Source organism: Aquifex pyrophilus (assembly GCF_054656935.1).
In genome coordinates this window covers 560,698-576,301 of sequence record NZ_BAAHXJ010000005.1, presented here as the reverse complement: position 1 = coordinate 576,301, position 15,604 = coordinate 560,698, and the positions used below count along the sequence as shown (strand labels likewise).

Annotated in this window: 17 protein-coding genes and 2 tRNA genes; 7 read left to right on the top strand and 12 right to left on the bottom strand. The window is 44.1% G+C overall.

From position 1 onward, the window contains the following. The coding region (locus ACYQZ0_RS06805; RefSeq protein WP_459775846.1) for a penicillin-binding transpeptidase domain-containing protein at nucleotides 1–1,140 on the top strand (1,140 nt) is incomplete at its 5' end. On the opposite strand, the gene bioD is transcribed toward ACYQZ0_RS06805, so the two are convergent. The 4 genes from bioD to ACYQZ0_RS06785 all read right to left on the bottom strand — a co-directional run bounded on the left by bioD (nucleotide 1,113) and on the right by ACYQZ0_RS06785 (nucleotide 2,860). Then, the gene (gene bioD, locus ACYQZ0_RS06800) at nucleotides 1,113–1,775 is read right to left on the bottom strand and encodes a dethiobiotin synthase (protein WP_459775845.1); all 663 of its coding nucleotides are present in this window, start codon (nucleotides 1,773–1,775) and stop codon (nucleotides 1,113–1,115) included. The genes ACYQZ0_RS06805 and bioD overlap by 28 nt on opposite strands. Beyond that, complete coding sequence (gene thiE, locus ACYQZ0_RS06795) at nucleotides 1,775–2,422, bottom strand: thiamine phosphate synthase (protein WP_459775844.1); 648 nt, start codon at nucleotides 2,420–2,422, stop codon at nucleotides 1,775–1,777. The genes bioD and thiE overlap by 1 nt, the downstream gene beginning before the upstream one ends. A 22-nt stretch (nucleotides 2,423–2,444) precedes the next feature. Then, nucleotides 2,445–2,534 (bottom strand) — tRNA-Ser (locus ACYQZ0_RS06790). 20 nt (nucleotides 2,535–2,554) lie between these two features. Next, nucleotides 2,555–2,860 (bottom strand): dephospho-CoA kinase, encoded by a 306-nt coding sequence (locus ACYQZ0_RS06785; RefSeq protein ID WP_459775843.1) that lies wholly within the window; start codon nucleotides 2,858–2,860, stop codon nucleotides 2,555–2,557. Between the two features lie 32 nt (nucleotides 2,861–2,892). On the opposite strand from ACYQZ0_RS06785, the gene rpiB reads away from it, so the two are divergent. The 3 genes from rpiB to ACYQZ0_RS06770 are packed head-to-tail and all read left to right on the top strand — an operon-like array spanning nucleotide 2,893 to nucleotide 5,875. Beyond that, nucleotides 2,893–3,354: a ribose 5-phosphate isomerase B gene (gene rpiB / locus ACYQZ0_RS06780; RefSeq protein WP_459775842.1), complete on the top strand. Its 462-nt coding sequence runs from the start codon at nucleotides 2,893–2,895 to the stop codon at nucleotides 3,352–3,354. Then, nucleotides 3,326–4,669, top strand: a complete 1,344-nt coding sequence (locus ACYQZ0_RS06775) for an FtsW/RodA/SpoVE family cell cycle protein (protein WP_459775841.1) — start codon at nucleotides 3,326–3,328, stop codon at nucleotides 4,667–4,669. The genes rpiB and ACYQZ0_RS06775 overlap by 29 nt, the downstream gene beginning before the upstream one ends. Before the next feature lie 3 nt (nucleotides 4,670–4,672). Further along, nucleotides 4,673–5,875, top strand: a complete 1,203-nt coding sequence (locus ACYQZ0_RS06770) for an argininosuccinate synthase (protein WP_459775840.1) — start codon at nucleotides 4,673–4,675, stop codon at nucleotides 5,873–5,875. A 10-nt stretch (nucleotides 5,876–5,885) separates the two neighbouring features. On the opposite strand, the gene ACYQZ0_RS06765 is transcribed toward ACYQZ0_RS06770, so the two are convergent. Next, the gene (locus ACYQZ0_RS06765) at nucleotides 5,886–7,928 is read right to left on the bottom strand and encodes a TonB-dependent receptor (RefSeq protein WP_459775839.1); all 2,043 of its coding nucleotides are present in this window, start codon (nucleotides 7,926–7,928) and stop codon (nucleotides 5,886–5,888) included. 74 nt (nucleotides 7,929–8,002) lie between these two features. Here ACYQZ0_RS06765 and ACYQZ0_RS06760 point away from each other — a divergent pair, with 74 nt between their 5' ends. After that, complete coding sequence (locus ACYQZ0_RS06760; protein ID WP_459775838.1) at nucleotides 8,003–8,776, top strand: energy transducer TonB; 774 nt, start codon at nucleotides 8,003–8,005, stop codon at nucleotides 8,774–8,776. Here ACYQZ0_RS06760 and ACYQZ0_RS06755 read toward each other — a convergent pair. Next, nucleotides 8,773–9,579, bottom strand: a complete 807-nt coding sequence (locus ACYQZ0_RS06755; protein ID WP_459775837.1) for a 4-(cytidine 5'-diphospho)-2-C-methyl-D-erythritol kinase — start codon at nucleotides 9,577–9,579, stop codon at nucleotides 8,773–8,775. The two genes, ACYQZ0_RS06760 and ACYQZ0_RS06755, sit on opposite strands and share 4 nt — an antisense overlap. Before the next feature lie 10 nt (nucleotides 9,580–9,589). Continuing rightward, nucleotides 9,590–10,726 (bottom strand): hypothetical protein, encoded by a 1,137-nt coding sequence (locus tag ACYQZ0_RS06750; protein WP_459775836.1) that lies wholly within the window; start codon nucleotides 10,724–10,726, stop codon nucleotides 9,590–9,592. Between the two features lie 71 nt (nucleotides 10,727–10,797). Between ACYQZ0_RS06750 and ACYQZ0_RS06745 the strand changes: the two genes are divergently transcribed. Continuing rightward, on the top strand, nucleotides 10,798–11,814 hold the full coding sequence (locus ACYQZ0_RS06745) for a GGDEF domain-containing protein (RefSeq protein WP_459775835.1): 1,017 nt from the start codon (nucleotides 10,798–10,800) through the stop codon (nucleotides 11,812–11,814). Here ACYQZ0_RS06745 and ACYQZ0_RS06740 read toward each other — a convergent pair. From ACYQZ0_RS06740 to ACYQZ0_RS06725, 4 genes are all read right to left on the bottom strand, one after another. Continuing rightward, the gene (locus tag ACYQZ0_RS06740) at nucleotides 11,750–12,403 is read right to left on the bottom strand and encodes a lipoyl protein ligase domain-containing protein (RefSeq protein WP_459775834.1); all 654 of its coding nucleotides are present in this window, start codon (nucleotides 12,401–12,403) and stop codon (nucleotides 11,750–11,752) included. The genes ACYQZ0_RS06745 and ACYQZ0_RS06740 overlap by 65 nt on opposite strands. Then, entirely contained in the window at nucleotides 12,400–13,311 is a 912-nt protein-coding gene (hemC, locus tag ACYQZ0_RS06735) for a hydroxymethylbilane synthase (protein ID WP_459775833.1), read from the bottom strand. The genes ACYQZ0_RS06740 and hemC overlap by 4 nt, the downstream gene beginning before the upstream one ends. 8 nt (nucleotides 13,312–13,319) lie before the next feature. Next, a tRNA-Ser gene (locus tag ACYQZ0_RS06730) sits at nucleotides 13,320–13,411 on the bottom strand. Nucleotides 13,412–13,425: 14 nt separating this feature from the next. After that, entirely contained in the window at nucleotides 13,426–14,697 is a 1,272-nt protein-coding gene (locus ACYQZ0_RS06725) for a nicotinate phosphoribosyltransferase (RefSeq protein ID WP_459775832.1), read from the bottom strand. A gap of 24 nt (nucleotides 14,698–14,721) precedes the next feature. On the opposite strand from ACYQZ0_RS06725, the gene purN reads away from it, so the two are divergent. After that, on the top strand, nucleotides 14,722–15,375 hold the full coding sequence (gene purN, locus ACYQZ0_RS06720; RefSeq protein ID WP_459775831.1) for a phosphoribosylglycinamide formyltransferase: 654 nt from the start codon (nucleotides 14,722–14,724) through the stop codon (nucleotides 15,373–15,375). Here purN and rpsU read toward each other — a convergent pair. Next, nucleotides 15,368–15,571: a 30S ribosomal protein S21 gene (gene rpsU, locus ACYQZ0_RS06715; protein WP_459775830.1), complete on the bottom strand. Its 204-nt coding sequence runs from the start codon at nucleotides 15,569–15,571 to the stop codon at nucleotides 15,368–15,370. The two genes, purN and rpsU, sit on opposite strands and share 8 nt — an antisense overlap. Nucleotides 15,572–15,604 lie beyond the last annotated feature (33 nt).

The window sequence follows — 15,604 nt, the reverse complement described above, 5'->3', positions numbered from 1 at the left end:
GTTATATTTGACGAATATCTCTCCGGAGGCAGAAAGAACAGCAAAAAACTCCTTGTTTACAGCGATAAAGGTCTTAAACTCCTTGAACTTAAGGAGGATAATTTTACACCTCCAGAAAACTTGAAGCTCTCTATAGATTACACGGTTCAAACCCTTCTCGAAAGAATTAAGAGAAAAATTGTGAGAAAGTGGCGTCCTAAGAGGGTAGTCATTATAGTTATGGAATCTGAAACAGGAAAGATAAGAGGTTTTACTACGTATCCCGACTACAACCCGAATGACTACGTTAAGTATTTCCCAAAATACACTAAGAACTACGGAGTTAACGACCTATTTGAGGTAGGTTCAACTTTCAAACCCTTTGTTGTTGCGTATGCCTTTGAAAGGGGATATATAAAAAAGAACTCCCTAATAGAGATTAATTACGGTGTCTTTAAACTCGATAAAAAAACAATAAGGGATATCTCAATCTACCTTCGGAAGCGAAGGTATATAAAACCAGAGGATATAGTCGTGTACTCCTCAAACGTAGGTGCTATGAAGGTCGGATTAATGCTTCCAACAAAAGAGTTTTACAACTTACTCGAAACCTTTAAACTGAATACAACACCGAGGGTTCTTATGGGAGAAACAAATCCGAGGATAAACACCCTGAGTAACGATGTAAATAGGGCTTACGCATCCATAGGACAGGGAGTTGCTTTCAACGCTCTTCACTTCTTGAGCTCCTTTAACTCACTCGTCCTCGGAAAGTATGTAAAACCCTCAATCCTTGAGGAAGAGGGAATTAAGAGTAAACCCCTGAATATTTCCCCAAAAACCGTAAAGTGGATAAGGAAAACACTTATAAAGGTTGTAGAAGAGGGAACGGGGAAAGGGGCAAAAAGCGATTACTTTTTCATAGGTGGAAAGACCGGAACAGCCCAGAAGTATGATAAAAGATTAAAAATGTATTCAAGAGAAAAACTTACAACCTTCTTCGTTGGATTTTTCCCGAAAAAACCGAGATTTACCGCGATAATTCTTGTAGATGAGCCAAAAGGAAAAAAGATATACGGAGGAACTGTAGCAGCACCATACTTTAAGGAACTTGCAGAAAAGATATCCCTTATTTACGGACTTAAGCCGGATAAGATATAGCTATATAGCTTTTCTCTTAGCTCTGGCGGAAGCTCCTTTCCCTTTACCTTTGGTATTACAAGAGGCTTTATCCCCGTCATCTCCTCAACTATTAAGGGATTCGTCCTTTCCGAGACGTCCTCACCCGTTGAGCCGTTCAGGATAATTCCGATAACAGGAACGTTATTAGTTTTTGCATAATACCAGGTGAGGTATGTATGGTTCAGAGTTCCGAGGCCTGCCCTTGCAACGATTAGTATGGGAAGATTCCAGTCCTTTGCGAGGTTTAAGTAGGTGTAGTTCCTCTTTACGGGAACAGCGAGCCCTCCGGCTCCTTCTACGAGGACAACCTCATAATTCTCCTTCAATCTCTCAAATCTCTCCTTTAACTCATCGAGGGAAAAGTCTTTTCTTTCCTCAAGTATGGCGGCATAAGGGGAGAGGGGAAGGGAGTATTGGACCGGAACAACTTCATCTATACTTTGACCCGTTGCCTCCGAAAGGAGTTTTCCATCTTCGGGAATATCCCTGACGTAGGTCTCCACCGGCTTATAGCAGGCTACTTTTTTCCCTTTTTCCTTAAACGCCTTTGCGAGATTGTAGGTAATGAAGGTTTTACCAACTCCCGTGTCCGTTCCCGTTATGAGAAGCTCCATCAGGCTTTGCCCATAAGCATAAGCATTCTCATTGTTTCCTGGTAAGCTCTCTTGAAAGATTCGGCAGCCTTCTTCACATCCTCAAAACCGAGTATGCCTGCGGAAGTTGCTATATTCCTGCATCCTGCACGAATAACCTCGGGAACTCTGTATGGCATTATCCCGCCTATGCACACGATGGGCTTTTTTGCTATTTTCACGGCTTCCTTTAGTGCATCAAGTCCCACGTACTTGTAATTCTCCTTTGTAGAGGTGTGGTAAATAGAACCAAAGCCTATGTAATCAACGGGGAGTTCCTGAGCTTTTTTGACCTCTTCAAGGCTGTTTGCGGTGTAGCCTATATACATCTTTTCCCCTACTATTTTTCTTACAGCCTCCGGAGGTAGGTCCTCCTTTCCAACGTGAACGCCGTCCGCTTCAACAGCAAGGGCAAGGTCAACCCTGTCGTTAACCACGAGGTCCGCATTATACTTTCTCGTCAGTTCCCTAAGTTTTAAAAGCTCCTCATACATCTCCCTTGTCGTTTTATTCTTAAATCTATACTGAACAGCCGTAACACCACCCTGAAGGGCTTTCTCTATGGTCTCAAATAAATCCCTATCCTTAAAGTACTTATCGTCCGTAATGAGATATATGGTTAACTTCATGGCTTTCCTCCGAAGTAGTGTACGGAGGGGGTGGGATTCGAACCCACGGGCGGGCGGTGAACCCGCCAAGGGATTTCAAATCCCCCGCCTTAGTCCGCTCGGCCACCCCTCCTTGACAGAAAATATAATATATTACCCTCCTCCGTATTCGGAGGAATCTATTTCGGATTCAAACTCCTGAATGAAGAACTCAACGAGCTTTATAATCTCCTCTATATCCTTTTGGAGATAGTGTTCAAAAAGCTCTATCTTCCTTTCATGGGCATGGTCGTCAACGTAATACTTTACCCTTATGTAGGGAATCTGCATCTTTGGGTCAAAGTCCGGGTCCTCGGGAGTGACCAGACTTACTTCTACGTCTGTTCCCTCATTTTTATTCTTCAGGATTTCCTTAAGCTCCAGGATTTTCGTCTTATATTTAGTCCAATCGTACTTCACAATGGTTTAGATTTTATCATAGAATTACTCTTATGAAAATAGCGATAGGAGCTGACCACGCGGGATATCCTCTTAAGGAAAAGATAAAGGAGTTTTTGATGAAGGAAGGCCACGAGGTTATAGATTTCGGAACCCATTCAACCGAATCAACCCATTATCCCTTATTCGCAAAGGAAGTTGCAAAGGCGGTTCAGGAGGGAAAGGCGGACAGGGGAATACTCATATGCGGAACGGGCATAGGTATGTCAATAACCGCGAATAAGTTCCCCGGAATAAGGGCAGCTCTATGTACAAACGAGTACATGGCAAGAATGAGCAGACTTCATAACAACGCAAACGTACTTTGCTTGGGAGAAAGAGTTTTGGGAGTTGAACTCGCACTATCAATAGTTAAGGTATGGCTCGAAACACCTTTTGAAGGTGGCAGGCATGAAAAGAGGATTAAACTGATATCAGAGATAGAGCATGAAGCTTGTTCAAAAGATTTACCCTGATAGGTTTATTCTTCTCCTCATTTTCATTTTCTTCCTTATATCACAGACGGCAGTTTTTATAAAGAACGTCGTTCCTCTCATGGTAAACTACAATCCCTACGCTCTTCTCTACAAAAACGAAAAAGGGAAGTGGGTATTTTACAGAGAAGATAACGTGAGGTTTTTTTACGATACGAAAGAAAAGCGTTTACTTCCTCTCCCTTATCTTTCCCTCTACCCCGATAAATTCAATCCCGCACGAAGCGGAAAATACGAACTTAAAACCACATCGGGAAATCTCGTTCTCGTTCCTTACGGCGAGCTGTTTCCCCAAAAATTTCTAAAGGCTATTTCAAAGAACCTAAAAGCTCTTGTCTTCTTTATATTCGGGCTGGGAGTTATGTATGTATTTTCAAGAATAAACTACAAAGTATTTAAAAGTAAAAAAGTCATCTATGCAAGTATTCTCTTATCACTCATACTTCTTTTCCTCCTTCTTTTCAAGAAATTTTTAAATCCCGGAAATTCAATGCCCTCAAGATGGCTCATCGGAACAAGTTTTCAGCCCTCCGAGTTCTCAAAGATTATCCTGATTGTATTTCTGGCCTACTACATAGGCGTTAAGGGAGAGATAGAAAAAAGGGCTAACTTCATTTTTGTCTTATCCGTTCTTATATTCCACGCTATACTCATAGCTTTCCAGCCCGATATAGGCATGGCTTTGTTTATAGTTCTTCTAGGTATATCCCTTATGGTTCTGGGTGGGGTTCCCTTTAGGCTCTTGGTTCCCTCCGTTTTCATACTCGGTATGCTCGGGGCATTTATACTTCTCATTCACTCGGAACACGTTATGAAGAGGTTTTCCGGTTGGCTCAACCCCCTTGAGGACCCTTATGACAAGGGCTATCAGATTATAAAATCCCTGAACGCTATTGCAAACGGGGGATTTTTAGGAGCTGGACTCGGAAAGGGCCTTTACGCATCAATCTACATAAGGGAATCGGATACTGACTACGTTATAAGCTTACTAATAGAAAATCTCGGTATGCTCGGCTTTATCTTCATACTCATCCTCCAGATTTTGTTTGCTCTCAGACTTTTTAAGTTCGCAAACAGGATTTACGGAATTTACGAGAAGCTCGTTATCGTGGGCATTGCCCTAAACTTCCTTTACTCGGTTTTTGTGAATTACGCCATGGCTATGAATCTGCTTCCCCCTAAAGGTATAGCGCTTCCCTTCATCAGTTACGGTATAAGCAATATGCTTGCCAACTTTATAGCCCTCGGTATTGTGGGTTCAATATACAGGAGAAACGCCTCTGTATTAAACTTATAACTTATGAAAAAAAGGGTTATCCTTGCATACTCGGGCGGGCTTGATACCTCAATAATCGTGAGATGGCTTACCGAGAAGGGATATGAAGTAATAACCTACACAGCTGACGTTGGACAGGGAGAAGAGCTCGGAGAGATACCCCAGAAGGCGAAAAATGCAGGAGCGATTGAGGCCATAGTTGAAGACCTAAAGGAAACCTTTGCGGAAAATTACTGCCTTCCAACCCTTAGGGCTCTTGCACTTTACGAGGGGAAGTATCCCCTTACTGCGGCATTATCAAGACCTCTTATAGCGGAAAGGCTCGTTTATTACGCGGAAAAATTTAAGGCGGACTACGTAGCCCACGGCTCAACGGGAAAGGGGAACGACCAAGTAAGGTTTGAGCTTTCGGTATGGGCTTTAAATCCCGATATAGAGGTTCTCGCTCCAGTAAGGGAGTGGGAGTTCAGGTCAAGGGAAGAGCAGGTTGAGTATGCAAGGAAGTTTAACATACCCGTGAAGGCAACGAAGGAAAAGCCCTACTCAATAGACAGAAACCTTTGGGGTGTTTCAATAGAGTGCGGACCCCTTGAAGACCCCTGGCAGGAACCTCCCGAAGACGCCTACCAGATAACAAACCCTCCCGAAAAGGCTCCCGATGAGCCCGAGTATATAACCGTTGGCTTCAAAGAGGGTAAGCCCGTATCCCTGAACGGAGAAACTTACGAGGAACAGCACAAGCTTATACAGAAGCTCAACGAGATAGGGGGAAGGCACGGAGCGGGAAGGATAGATATGGTTGAAAACAGGCTTGTCGGAATAAAGAGCAGGGAGATATACGAGGCTCCCGGGGCAATGATTTTATACGAGGCTTACAGGGATTTACTCTCATTGGTTCTTGATAGATTTACCTTCCATTACTTCCTTACCCACATCCCCCATGAGTATGCAAAACTCGTTTACGAGGGTTTATGGTTTACTCCCCTCAGGGAAGCCCTTGACGCCTTCACGGGTGAGATTGCGAAGCTCGCAACGGGTGAGGTAAGAATAAAACTCTACAAGGGCAGTATTCAGGTAGTCGGGAGAAGGTCTCCTAACTCCCTTTACGTTGAGGAGCTCGCTACTTATTCCGAAAAGGACCAGTTTGACCAGATAGCGGGCAAACACTTCACGAAAGTGTGGGGACTTCCCCTTAAGGTTCTCGGAAGGGTAAAGAGGAAGAAATAGAACGCCCCACTCAGAAGGTATAGGAAACCGTTATGTAATACGTTCTGCCTGGCTCGGGCACCTTAACACCGCTTGAGAAAGGATTTCTCACGTAAGAAAGGTGAGTGTAGTAGAGCTTATCAAAAACATTCTCAACTCCTCCGTAAATCGTAATTCCTTTCTTTCTAAATCCGCCTTTTACGTTGATAACTCCGTATCCCGATGTCTTTTTCTCGTTGAGGTCCGAATCTACATTATCCTGTGTAGATGCGAGTAGTGATTCCACTTCTCCGAAGAATGTTCCATTATCGTAGCGGAGAGCTATCCTTGCGGTGAGAGGAGGGATTTCAGCTATATCCTTATCCCTTATATTCTTTTCGGGATAGGTGTCCTTTTTCTTTCCTCTTGTGTAAGCAACGAAGCCGTCAATAAAGAATGTATAAGTTATCGCGTATGTTCCCTTAGCCTCAAATCCGTAAAAATAAGCCTCTATGTTCGTGTAGGACATTGCTTTCGTGTTCTGGTTCATTGGATTTCCCGTTGATTGCGCATTTACCTTATAGGGATATATATAGTCCTTTACGTAGCTGAAGAAGGTTCTTATTTCCCCGTTAAAGAATGTTCTCTTCAGTTTAAGACCAAGGTCTATCTCGGTATTCCTCTCGGGGTCGAGCTCGGGATTTCCAACCCAGTCTCCGTACTTTGCTTCCATACTTCCCATCCTGTCAAGGGCGAAATACCTTTCCTGAGGGTCGGGCACCCTTACCGCGGTTCCGAGTCCCACGAATAGCTCAAGTTCCTTACTAACTTCGTAAAAGAGCTGAATATTTCCCGAAGGATAAAGGTCGCTTTTGCTAGTATCCCTTGTCCCATGGTAATGTTCGTAAAGTCCCAGGTTAGCCTCATCTTTGTTCGCTTTTGTTCTTGTGTAATCAAGCCTGAGTCCGTAAAGAAGCTTTAAGCTTTTACCGAGCTTCCTTCTGTGCTCAAGAAATAAGCCGAAATTAAGAGTATCAACGTCGGGAATCGTGTTCTGGGACTTATACATTCCTGCGTTCGCCATATACATAGTTGTTGTAGCTTCCCAGTATCTGTAAAAGGTGTCAATGCCCAGAGTTATTCCCTTTAACTTATAACTTCCCTTAAAGCCGTAAACCTTTGTCTTTGCGTAGGTCTCCATACTGTATCCCCTAGGTGCTGTGCTTCCCGCAACCCTCTTTTGGTTATTCATCCAGTGCCTTACGGAAGAGCCGTAAAGCTGAGCTTCATACCTCTTCCCTTCAAGCTTTGCGTTAAACCTGTCTACCTCATCAAGGATTGCGTCCATCATAAGGTAGGGATAAAGAACGTCGTTTGCCTTCTGGTGAGCGTAATCAAGCTTTAGCTTTAAATCTTTACGGAATTTATAACTGAGTTTGGTCCATACTGTATGTATGTTAAAGGCGGTTGAGTTTACCTCATCGGGAGAGTATCTAAAGGGGGAGTTTTCCGGGTATATCTCCGTTATCTTCCTGCCCTTTCCGTCCTCGTAGGGCTTTGAGAATCTGAAGGAATAGCCTATAAGAAAGCCGAGCCTGTCCCTGCCGTAAGAGAATATTCCCGAAGCATTCGTATAATTCCAGTTATCAAAAGTAAGGTTAAGCTTTCCCGATACACCTTTCTTGGGTTCCTGGGTCCTTACGTTTACCGTTCCCCCCACAGCCCCGTAATTCTTAACGTCAAAGGGCCCCTTTATGACCTCAATCTCCTTTATTTCCGCGAAATCAACGTGGAAAAGTCCGGGGTCCATCCTGTTGGGGCATGCGTTGTAAACCCTTGCACCGTCAAAGAGCTGGTTTACCTCTTCCCTCTTGAAGCCCCTTATGACGACGTCGTTCGCTATCCCTCCCTTTCTAACTTTCCATACTCCCGGCGTGCTCTTCTCCAGAGCCTCTCCAACGTCCTTTGCCGGAAGCTCCCTTATCCTTTCTGGCGTTACAACCTCCCTCTTTCCCTCAATTCTCACCTCTTCCAGGAAAACCTCCTGGGCCCAGGAAATTGAAAAAAGGGATGTGAGAAGAATAAGCTTTCTCACAGTTCCACCTCCGTGTTAATTTTATTTTAATTTTAACATAAGTTTAACGAGAATTTAACATAAAATTAAAGATGATGGTAAACAGGCATTTACTTGCTGGGCTATTTGTCTCTGCCCTCATTCACACATTCCTTTTCTTCTCCTTTGCGAAAATAAATCTTTCTCCTCGTCTTAAGGAGGAGAAAAAATACGTAAAATTATCCCTCAACTTTGTTAAACTGAAAAAGGAAGTAAAAAAGAAAAAAGTTTTAAAAACTACTAAAAAAAAGGTTAAGAAAGTTGTAAAGAAAAAAATGGAGAAGATAAAGCAAAAAAAGAAAAGGTATGCGAAAAGGAGCAGAAAGGTTATAAAAAGAAAAGTGTTAAAAAAAACTGAAAGAAAAATCGTGAGAAGGAAGGTTGAAAGAAATATAAAACCCTCTGGGGAAAAGAAGGTAAAAGGGGAAATAGCCGTTAAACCTTCTGTTAAAGAGAAAACACAAGAAGTAAAAGAAGTAAAAAATAAGGATGCGGATTTGTCCGAGAAGGTAGCATACGCGAAAAAGGAGATTAGAATAAACGAAGAAAAAGAGTTTCTTGAAGAAAACCTGAGTTTAATAAGGAATTTAGTTCTTGAAAATCTTACCTATCCTTACATAGCGAGGAGGATGGGCTGGGAGGGAACGGTTGTTATATCCTTTTTTCTCTCGGAAAAGGGATGCGATGAGGTGAAAGTTGAACGCTCAAGCGGTTTTGAGGTTCTCGATAACGAGGCTAAGAACACCGTTGAAAAACTCTGCGGGAAGTTCCCAAAACCTAAAACGAGGGTTCTCGTAAAGCTTCCCGTTAAGTTTATCCTCAAGGATTAAAGCTCAAGCTCTATAACCCTCCACATCCTCCCCTTTGCCCCCCTCTTCATTTCCTCGGGTGCCTCACCGAAGAAGAATACACCCGAACCGCTTCCCGTTATAAAAGGCTTAAATCCGAAGTACTCAACGAACCTCACGACTTCTCCTATCTCGGGATAAATTTCCTTCGCTAACTCACCGAGGACGTTCTCAATCGCCTCAATGTTTCCCTCAATTACTTCCCTAACTTTTCCTTCCGCATATTCCCTGCTTACGTAATGCTCGGGTCTCACCGCTCCGTATATCCTTGCGGTGCTTGACTGAACACTCGGAATTATAAGCGTCAGCTTTTCCTCAATTTTAAACTCAACGGGTTCTATCAATTCCCCTATACCCCTTCCTATTGCGGAACCTCCCTTTACGAAAAAGGGTGCGTCCGCGGAAATGCTTCCGAGAAATTGGATTAACTCTTCCTCGCTCAAAGGACTTCCCAGAAGCTCGTTAACCTTCTTTATAACGCTTGCGAGGTTTGAGCTTCCCCCTCCGAGTCCCGCTCCTACCGGTATGTTTTTCTGTATGAAAACCGAAAACTCAACGGGCAAACCCGTAATCCTTTCAAACTCCTTGAGTCCCTTATAAACTATATTTTCCTCCTGGGGGATATTCAGATTTGTCTCAACACTCAGAACACCTTCCCTTATGTATATCTCATCGTATAGGGGTATCTCTCTGTATAGCGTTATGAGCTCATGGTATCCGTCGGGTCTTTTGCCGAGAATCCACAATCCCAAGTTTATTTTTGCAGGGGATAAAATTTTTATCATATAAAAGATTTTATCGGAAAATAAGAAGGTAAGCCTTTATCAAGTTCTTTAAAAATAGCCCGAGAATGAGGAAGTAAAGGACGGAAGATAAAACGCTCACGGGTTTGAAGAGCACATCCGTTGCGAGGAAGAGCGCGTAAAGTATAAGAGCCATTTCAATGAACTCGTTTATATCCTTATCGCCCAGTATCTCGTTTATACTGAGGTTCTGAGCTTCGCCCTTCTGGGTCTTCCAGTTCCAAACAATCCTCGGAAGGAGGTGCATCATACCACCGAAAATGGTAAAAGCCCCGAATCCGTAAACCATAAGGTCTGCGTGAATGAATATGAGTCTAGAGAGCATATCGGGGTATGAAGCTCCCAGAATGCCAACAATCATGCCCAGGGGAAGCATTCCGAGAGCTACAAAAAAGAGCTTAACAACGGGAGGAAGGGGGGTTGCCATGGTTCTCCTCTTCATCATATCGTAAAGAAGGTAAATAAAAGCGAGGGCTATACCGAGCTCAAGGAGGGAAACGAGGGCAATCAGTTTATAGTTAAGGCTCCAGAAGGTAAGGAGGAACAGAATTGTGCTTCCCTGCTTCGCTATAAAAATTTTCTCAGCCTTCCTTATGTTTATAGTTGTCATAAGGAGCATCGGTATCCAGGCGAGCTCAACTCCGTAAACCGCGTTAAGCATTGAACCCACGGTTAATGTGTGAACCGCAAGCTGAAGGGGAACATACCCGAGGGCGTAAAGCCACAGAAGTAAAAAAGAAAGGGAAAGGTATAAAACGGAAGCTATAAGAAACCTTACGGTTAAGGGAGCGGTGTTCTTAAGAACGGGTATCACGTGAAAGAGGAAGATAAGCGAAGAGAGAAAAAGAAAAAAGCCCCCTTCCCTTAAATCACCCCCGTAAATGTTAAGAAAGGCGTATAAAACAATTAAGAGAACTATGTAAGAGACCCACTCCCGAGGGAGTTTCCTGTTCTGGGAGTTCGGGATTATCTGATACATAGCTCCGAGGAGGACAAGACCTATAAAGCCGAACACCGAAAGAACTGCGAAGCCCTGTATATCCCCACTTATCTTAAAGATTAAGGAAAGAAAAAGATTTAAAATTCCGAGGGCGAACAAAAAGGGTGTAATCTTTGAAACGTAAAACATGCCTTCCTCCGTAAGTGATTGATTACTTATTAATATACTCCCGAAAGAGTTAAATTTAAAATAACGGGCTTATGGAAAAATTAAGGATAGGAAACTATGAAACACTTTACGACTTATGGAAAAGGTTAAGGGAGGAGTATGGGGAGGAAGAAGCCCTAAAAGTTGTAAACAATATCTCAAAAGAGCTTATAGTTAAAGAGGCAAAAAAGGATAAATACGTCTTTGAAAAGGTTCTTATAAAGGAGCTCCTAAAGGATTCAAGGAGGGAGAGGTATATAAAGGAGAAACTTCTCTGGACCATACGCTTTCTGAGAGATGTCATAAATCTTTCCGCTGAGCCCTCCGTTGAGCTCAATTATAGAAACTGTTTCCTCTGGAGAGACTTGATGAGACTAAGAAAGCAGAGGCTCAAGGAGAGGTTCCTAAGGGAGATTCTTGAAACCCATAAAACGGTTCACGTGTTCGCAAAGAAGTTTTACGAATCCTTAAAAGAAGAAAATTACATAAGTGCGTATTTCTATTACCAGAACTGCGTTAAGAACTCTTACGCTCTTATTTCACTCCTTTCCGCGGTAAGGCTGAAGGAGGTATCGGAGGAGCTAAAGAAAGACCCCCTTACGGGACTTCTAAACAGACGCTTCCTTATACCGATATTTGAAGACGTTCTTGAGCTTTCAATGTATACGGAGCTTCCATTCTCGGTTGCGATAATAGACCTTGACGACTTTAAAAAGATAAACGACACCTACGGACACCTCGTTGGAGACTGCGTTCTTAAAAATGTTGCAAAAATTATAAGGAAAAACCTGAGGAAATCCGATTACATTTTTCGCTACGGAGGGGAGGAGTTTCTCGTTCTTCTTCCCTCAACAGGGCTTGAAGATGCGGTAAACATTCTTGAGAAGTTAAGGAGAGCTGTGGAAAGAACGGAGATTGAGTGCGAAGGTCATAAAATAAACGTCACTGTAAGTATAGGTGTATGTAGCGATATATATACGGGAGATAAATCCCCTGAGGATTACATCAACTGTGCTGACCAGAAACTTTACGAAGCGAAGAAAGAAGGTAAAAATAGAGTAATTTTTTAAATTCTTCCGAATTAATCCCGAGTTCACACAGGGACGTTATCCGTTTCCTCAAGGCATCCCTATTAATCCCAAGAATCCTTTCCGCCTCTTCGTAATTGAAGTATTTATAAACGCTCCCATGTATGAGGAATCCTTTCTTTAAGGTTCTCATCGCAAGGGCTACGAGTTTCTTTCCCTCTTGCGTTTTTATCTCACCGAAGGTCGGAAAGAAGAAGCAGAAGTATTCATCTTTATCGTAAGATTTATTCCTCTCAAGAAAAACTTTTACACCGAAGCGTTCAAATATTTTTATAAAAATCCGAGAAAAATCTTTATATATTTTTAGTGGGGATTTTCCTTCCCTGTATCCTACCACGGAAAAGCTTAGGTCCCACCCGTGGAGGAGTGCACCCCCTCCCGTCGGCCTCCTCACAACCTTAACGGGAAAGTCCCTACTTTCCTGATTCCTTCCGAGGCTTACGCATACCTCGCTCCACTCGTATATTCTGAAAGAAGGTTGAATCTTTCCCCTCTCAAGCTCAAGAAGAATCTCCTCGTCCCTCCTCATATTCTCCTCAGGAGGGAGAACCTCAAAGCCTAAGAATCTCATCGGGAGTATATCTCCCTGAGGATTTCCTCTCCCCCTTCCTTTAAAAGTCTGTGGGCAAGCCTCTTTCCGACTTCTTTGGCTTCCTCAACGCTTCCCCTTTCCTCGCCTTCTATAAATCTTTTCGCTTCAAGGTCCGAAATGAACGCCCTTAGATTAACCTCCCCGCTTTCTACCTTTGCGAATGCACCTATGGGAACCTGGCATCCTCCCTCAAGCTCCCTCAGGAATGCCCTCTCGCATAGTGCGGATATGTAGCTCTCCCTGTGGTTTAGGGGTTTTATAAGCTCCTCAATTCTCTTGTCCCCTTCCCTTATCTCTATGGCGAGGCTTCCCTGGCCCACCGCGGGTATGAAGTCGTAAAGGACCTCCGTAATCTCCTTCTCAAAGCCCATTCTCTTCACACCCGCATAGGCAAGGATTATTGCGTCGTATAGGCCTTCCCTTAGCTTCCTCATTCTCGTGTCAACGTTTCCCCTCAGGACCTCCACCTTTAAATCCCTTCTCCTTTTCTTTATCTGGACCTGTCTCCTGAGTGAGGATGTTCCAACCTTTGAGCCTTCGGGTAGCTCGGAGAGCTTCTTTCCGTCCCTTGATATGAGAACGTCGTAAGGATTTTCCCTTTTGGTTATTGCTCCAAGTGTTAGACCTTTCGGTATCTCCATGGGGACGTCTTTGAGGGAGTGAACCGCGAGGTCTATTTCACCTTCAAGTAGGGCCTTCTCTATCTCCTTAACGAAGAGCCCCTTTCCCCCTATTTTGGCGAGGGGAACGTCCCTTATCTTGTCCCCCGTCGTCGTTATCTTCACGAGCTCAACTTCAATGCCCCAGTGTTTTTCAAGGAACTCCTTTACGTAATTTGCCTGCCAGAGGGCTAACTTACTCTTTCTCGTTCCTATTCTTACCTTCATGGGGAGTATGGCGGAAGGGGAGGGATTCGAACCCTCGGTGCCCCAAACGGGGCACACGGCGTTTCCAGCGCCGCGCCTTCGACCGCTCGGCCACCCTTCCTACCGAATAATAAATTATAAAATCTTAACCTCATACTCACAACGCCTATATATATCCTTGAACTCCTCGGGGAGTTTATTGAGCTCCTCTATAACAACTTCCCTGATTTCCTTAAGGCTCGGCAGCTTCTCTTTAAGCTTTCCGTTCTCCACGTATAGCTTTACGAGTTTCTCTCCTTCCCTCTCCTCTCCCCACTTTACCGTTTCATCGTAAGCCATCTTTCCGCCCTTGTAATACCTGTATACCTGTCTCTTGTATGGGAAGGTTTTCTTTCCGGGACTGAGCTTATACTTAGGTTTTCCCTCATACTCAACGAGCTTGTAGGCTATGTCAAAGTAGGGAGCGTCCGCTGAAGTTATGAACTTTGTTCCCACACCGAAGCCGTCTATCGGTGCTCCCTTATCAAGCCACTCCTTTATCTTATACTCGTCAACCCCTCCGCTCACGATTATCTTCACATTCTCAAGCCCGTTCTCGTCAAGAATTCTTCTCGCTTCCTTCGTAAGCTTAACGATATCCCCGCTGTCTATCCTTATTCCTACCGTCGGGACGCCTTCCTTTGCAAGCTTCACGACCTTTTTAACAGCCTCTATTGTGTCATAGGTATCAACGAGGAATATAGCGTTCTTCGGGTAAAGTCTTGCGAAAGCCCTGAAAGCGTCCTCTTCTTTATCAAATATCATCACGTAGGAGTGGGCCATTGTTCCGACAACGGGTATTCCGAACCTCCTCCCCGCCTCAACGTTTGAGGTCCCGTCAAATCCCGCTATGAAGGATGCCCTCGCTGCAAGTATGCCCGCCTCAAGCCCGTGGGCTCTCCTGAAACCGAAATCAACGAGCTTCTTTCCCTTCGCGACGAGATAGCTCCTTACAGCCTTTGAGGCTATCATTGTTTCAAGCTGTATCGTGTTTATAACCATTGTCTCAAGGAGCTGGGCCTTCGGTATGCTTGCTTCAACCTGAACTATAGGCTCGTTCTGGAAGATAATCCTCCCCTCCGGGATTGCGTAAATGTTCCCGTCAAACTCAAACTCCCTGAGGTAGTCAAGAAAGTCATCCTTAAAGAGTCCCAGACTCCTCAGATACCTTATCTCCTCCTCCCCGAACTTAAAGTTCTCTATTCTCTTTATGAGCGTTTCCAGTCCCGCACTTATTAAGAAGTTCCTATTTTCGGGGAGCTTTCTTACGTATAGGGAAAAAACCGCCTTCCCCGTTTTCCCTTCGTACAGGTAACTCTGGGCCATCGTAAGCTCATAGAGGTCCGTGCAAAGTCCGAGGTTTCTCATAAATAAGAGTTTAAAATTATTGAGATGCTGAAGATAGGTGTTCTCGTATCGGGCAGGGGTAGCAACCTCCAGGCAATCATAGACTCAATAGAGGCAGGAAAGGTTAAGGCGTCCATAGAAATCGTTATCTCGGATAATCCAAAAGCCTATGCAATTGAGAGGTGTAAGAAACACAACATTCCCTATGAGGTGGTTGAGAGAAAGAACTTCAAGAGTAAGAGGGAGTTTGAGGAAAAAATAGCAAGCATACTTAAGGAGAGAGGGGTTGAGCTCGTAGTTCTTGCGGGATTTATGAGAATACTCTCGGAAAACTTTCTAAAACATTTCCCGAACAAGGTTATAAACATACACCCTTCTTTGATTCCAGCCTTTCAGGGACTAAACGCCCAGAAGCAGGCTCTGGAGTTCGGTGTTAAGTTCTCGGGTTGCACCGTTCACATAGTTGACGAAAGCGTTGACGGAGGTCCCGTTATCGTTCAGGCTGTTGTTCCCGTCCTTCCGGAGGATACCGAGGAAACCCTTTCCGAGAGAATACTGAGGTGGGAGCACAAGATACTCCCCCAGACTGTTCAGTGGTTTGCAGAGGACAGGATAAGGATTAAAGGGAGGAAGGTTATAGTGGAAGGGGCAAGATACGGGGAGCTTCCCGTGAATCCCGCCCTTGAGATATTTAAATGAGCTGTTGCTGTTTCTTTAGGGCCTTCAGAATCTTCTTTCTCCTGTTTCTCTCCCTCTTTTTCTTCCTCTCGCTGGGAGGCTCGTAATGTTCCCTTCTCTTGAGCTCGGTTAAAATCTGTTCCTGTTCAACCTTAGACTTGAACCTCTTCAATACCTTCTCTATGGGCTCTCCTTCATTCACTATCACCGTAACCAAGCCTTTCTCACCTCCTATCAAAGTTTTAGGTTC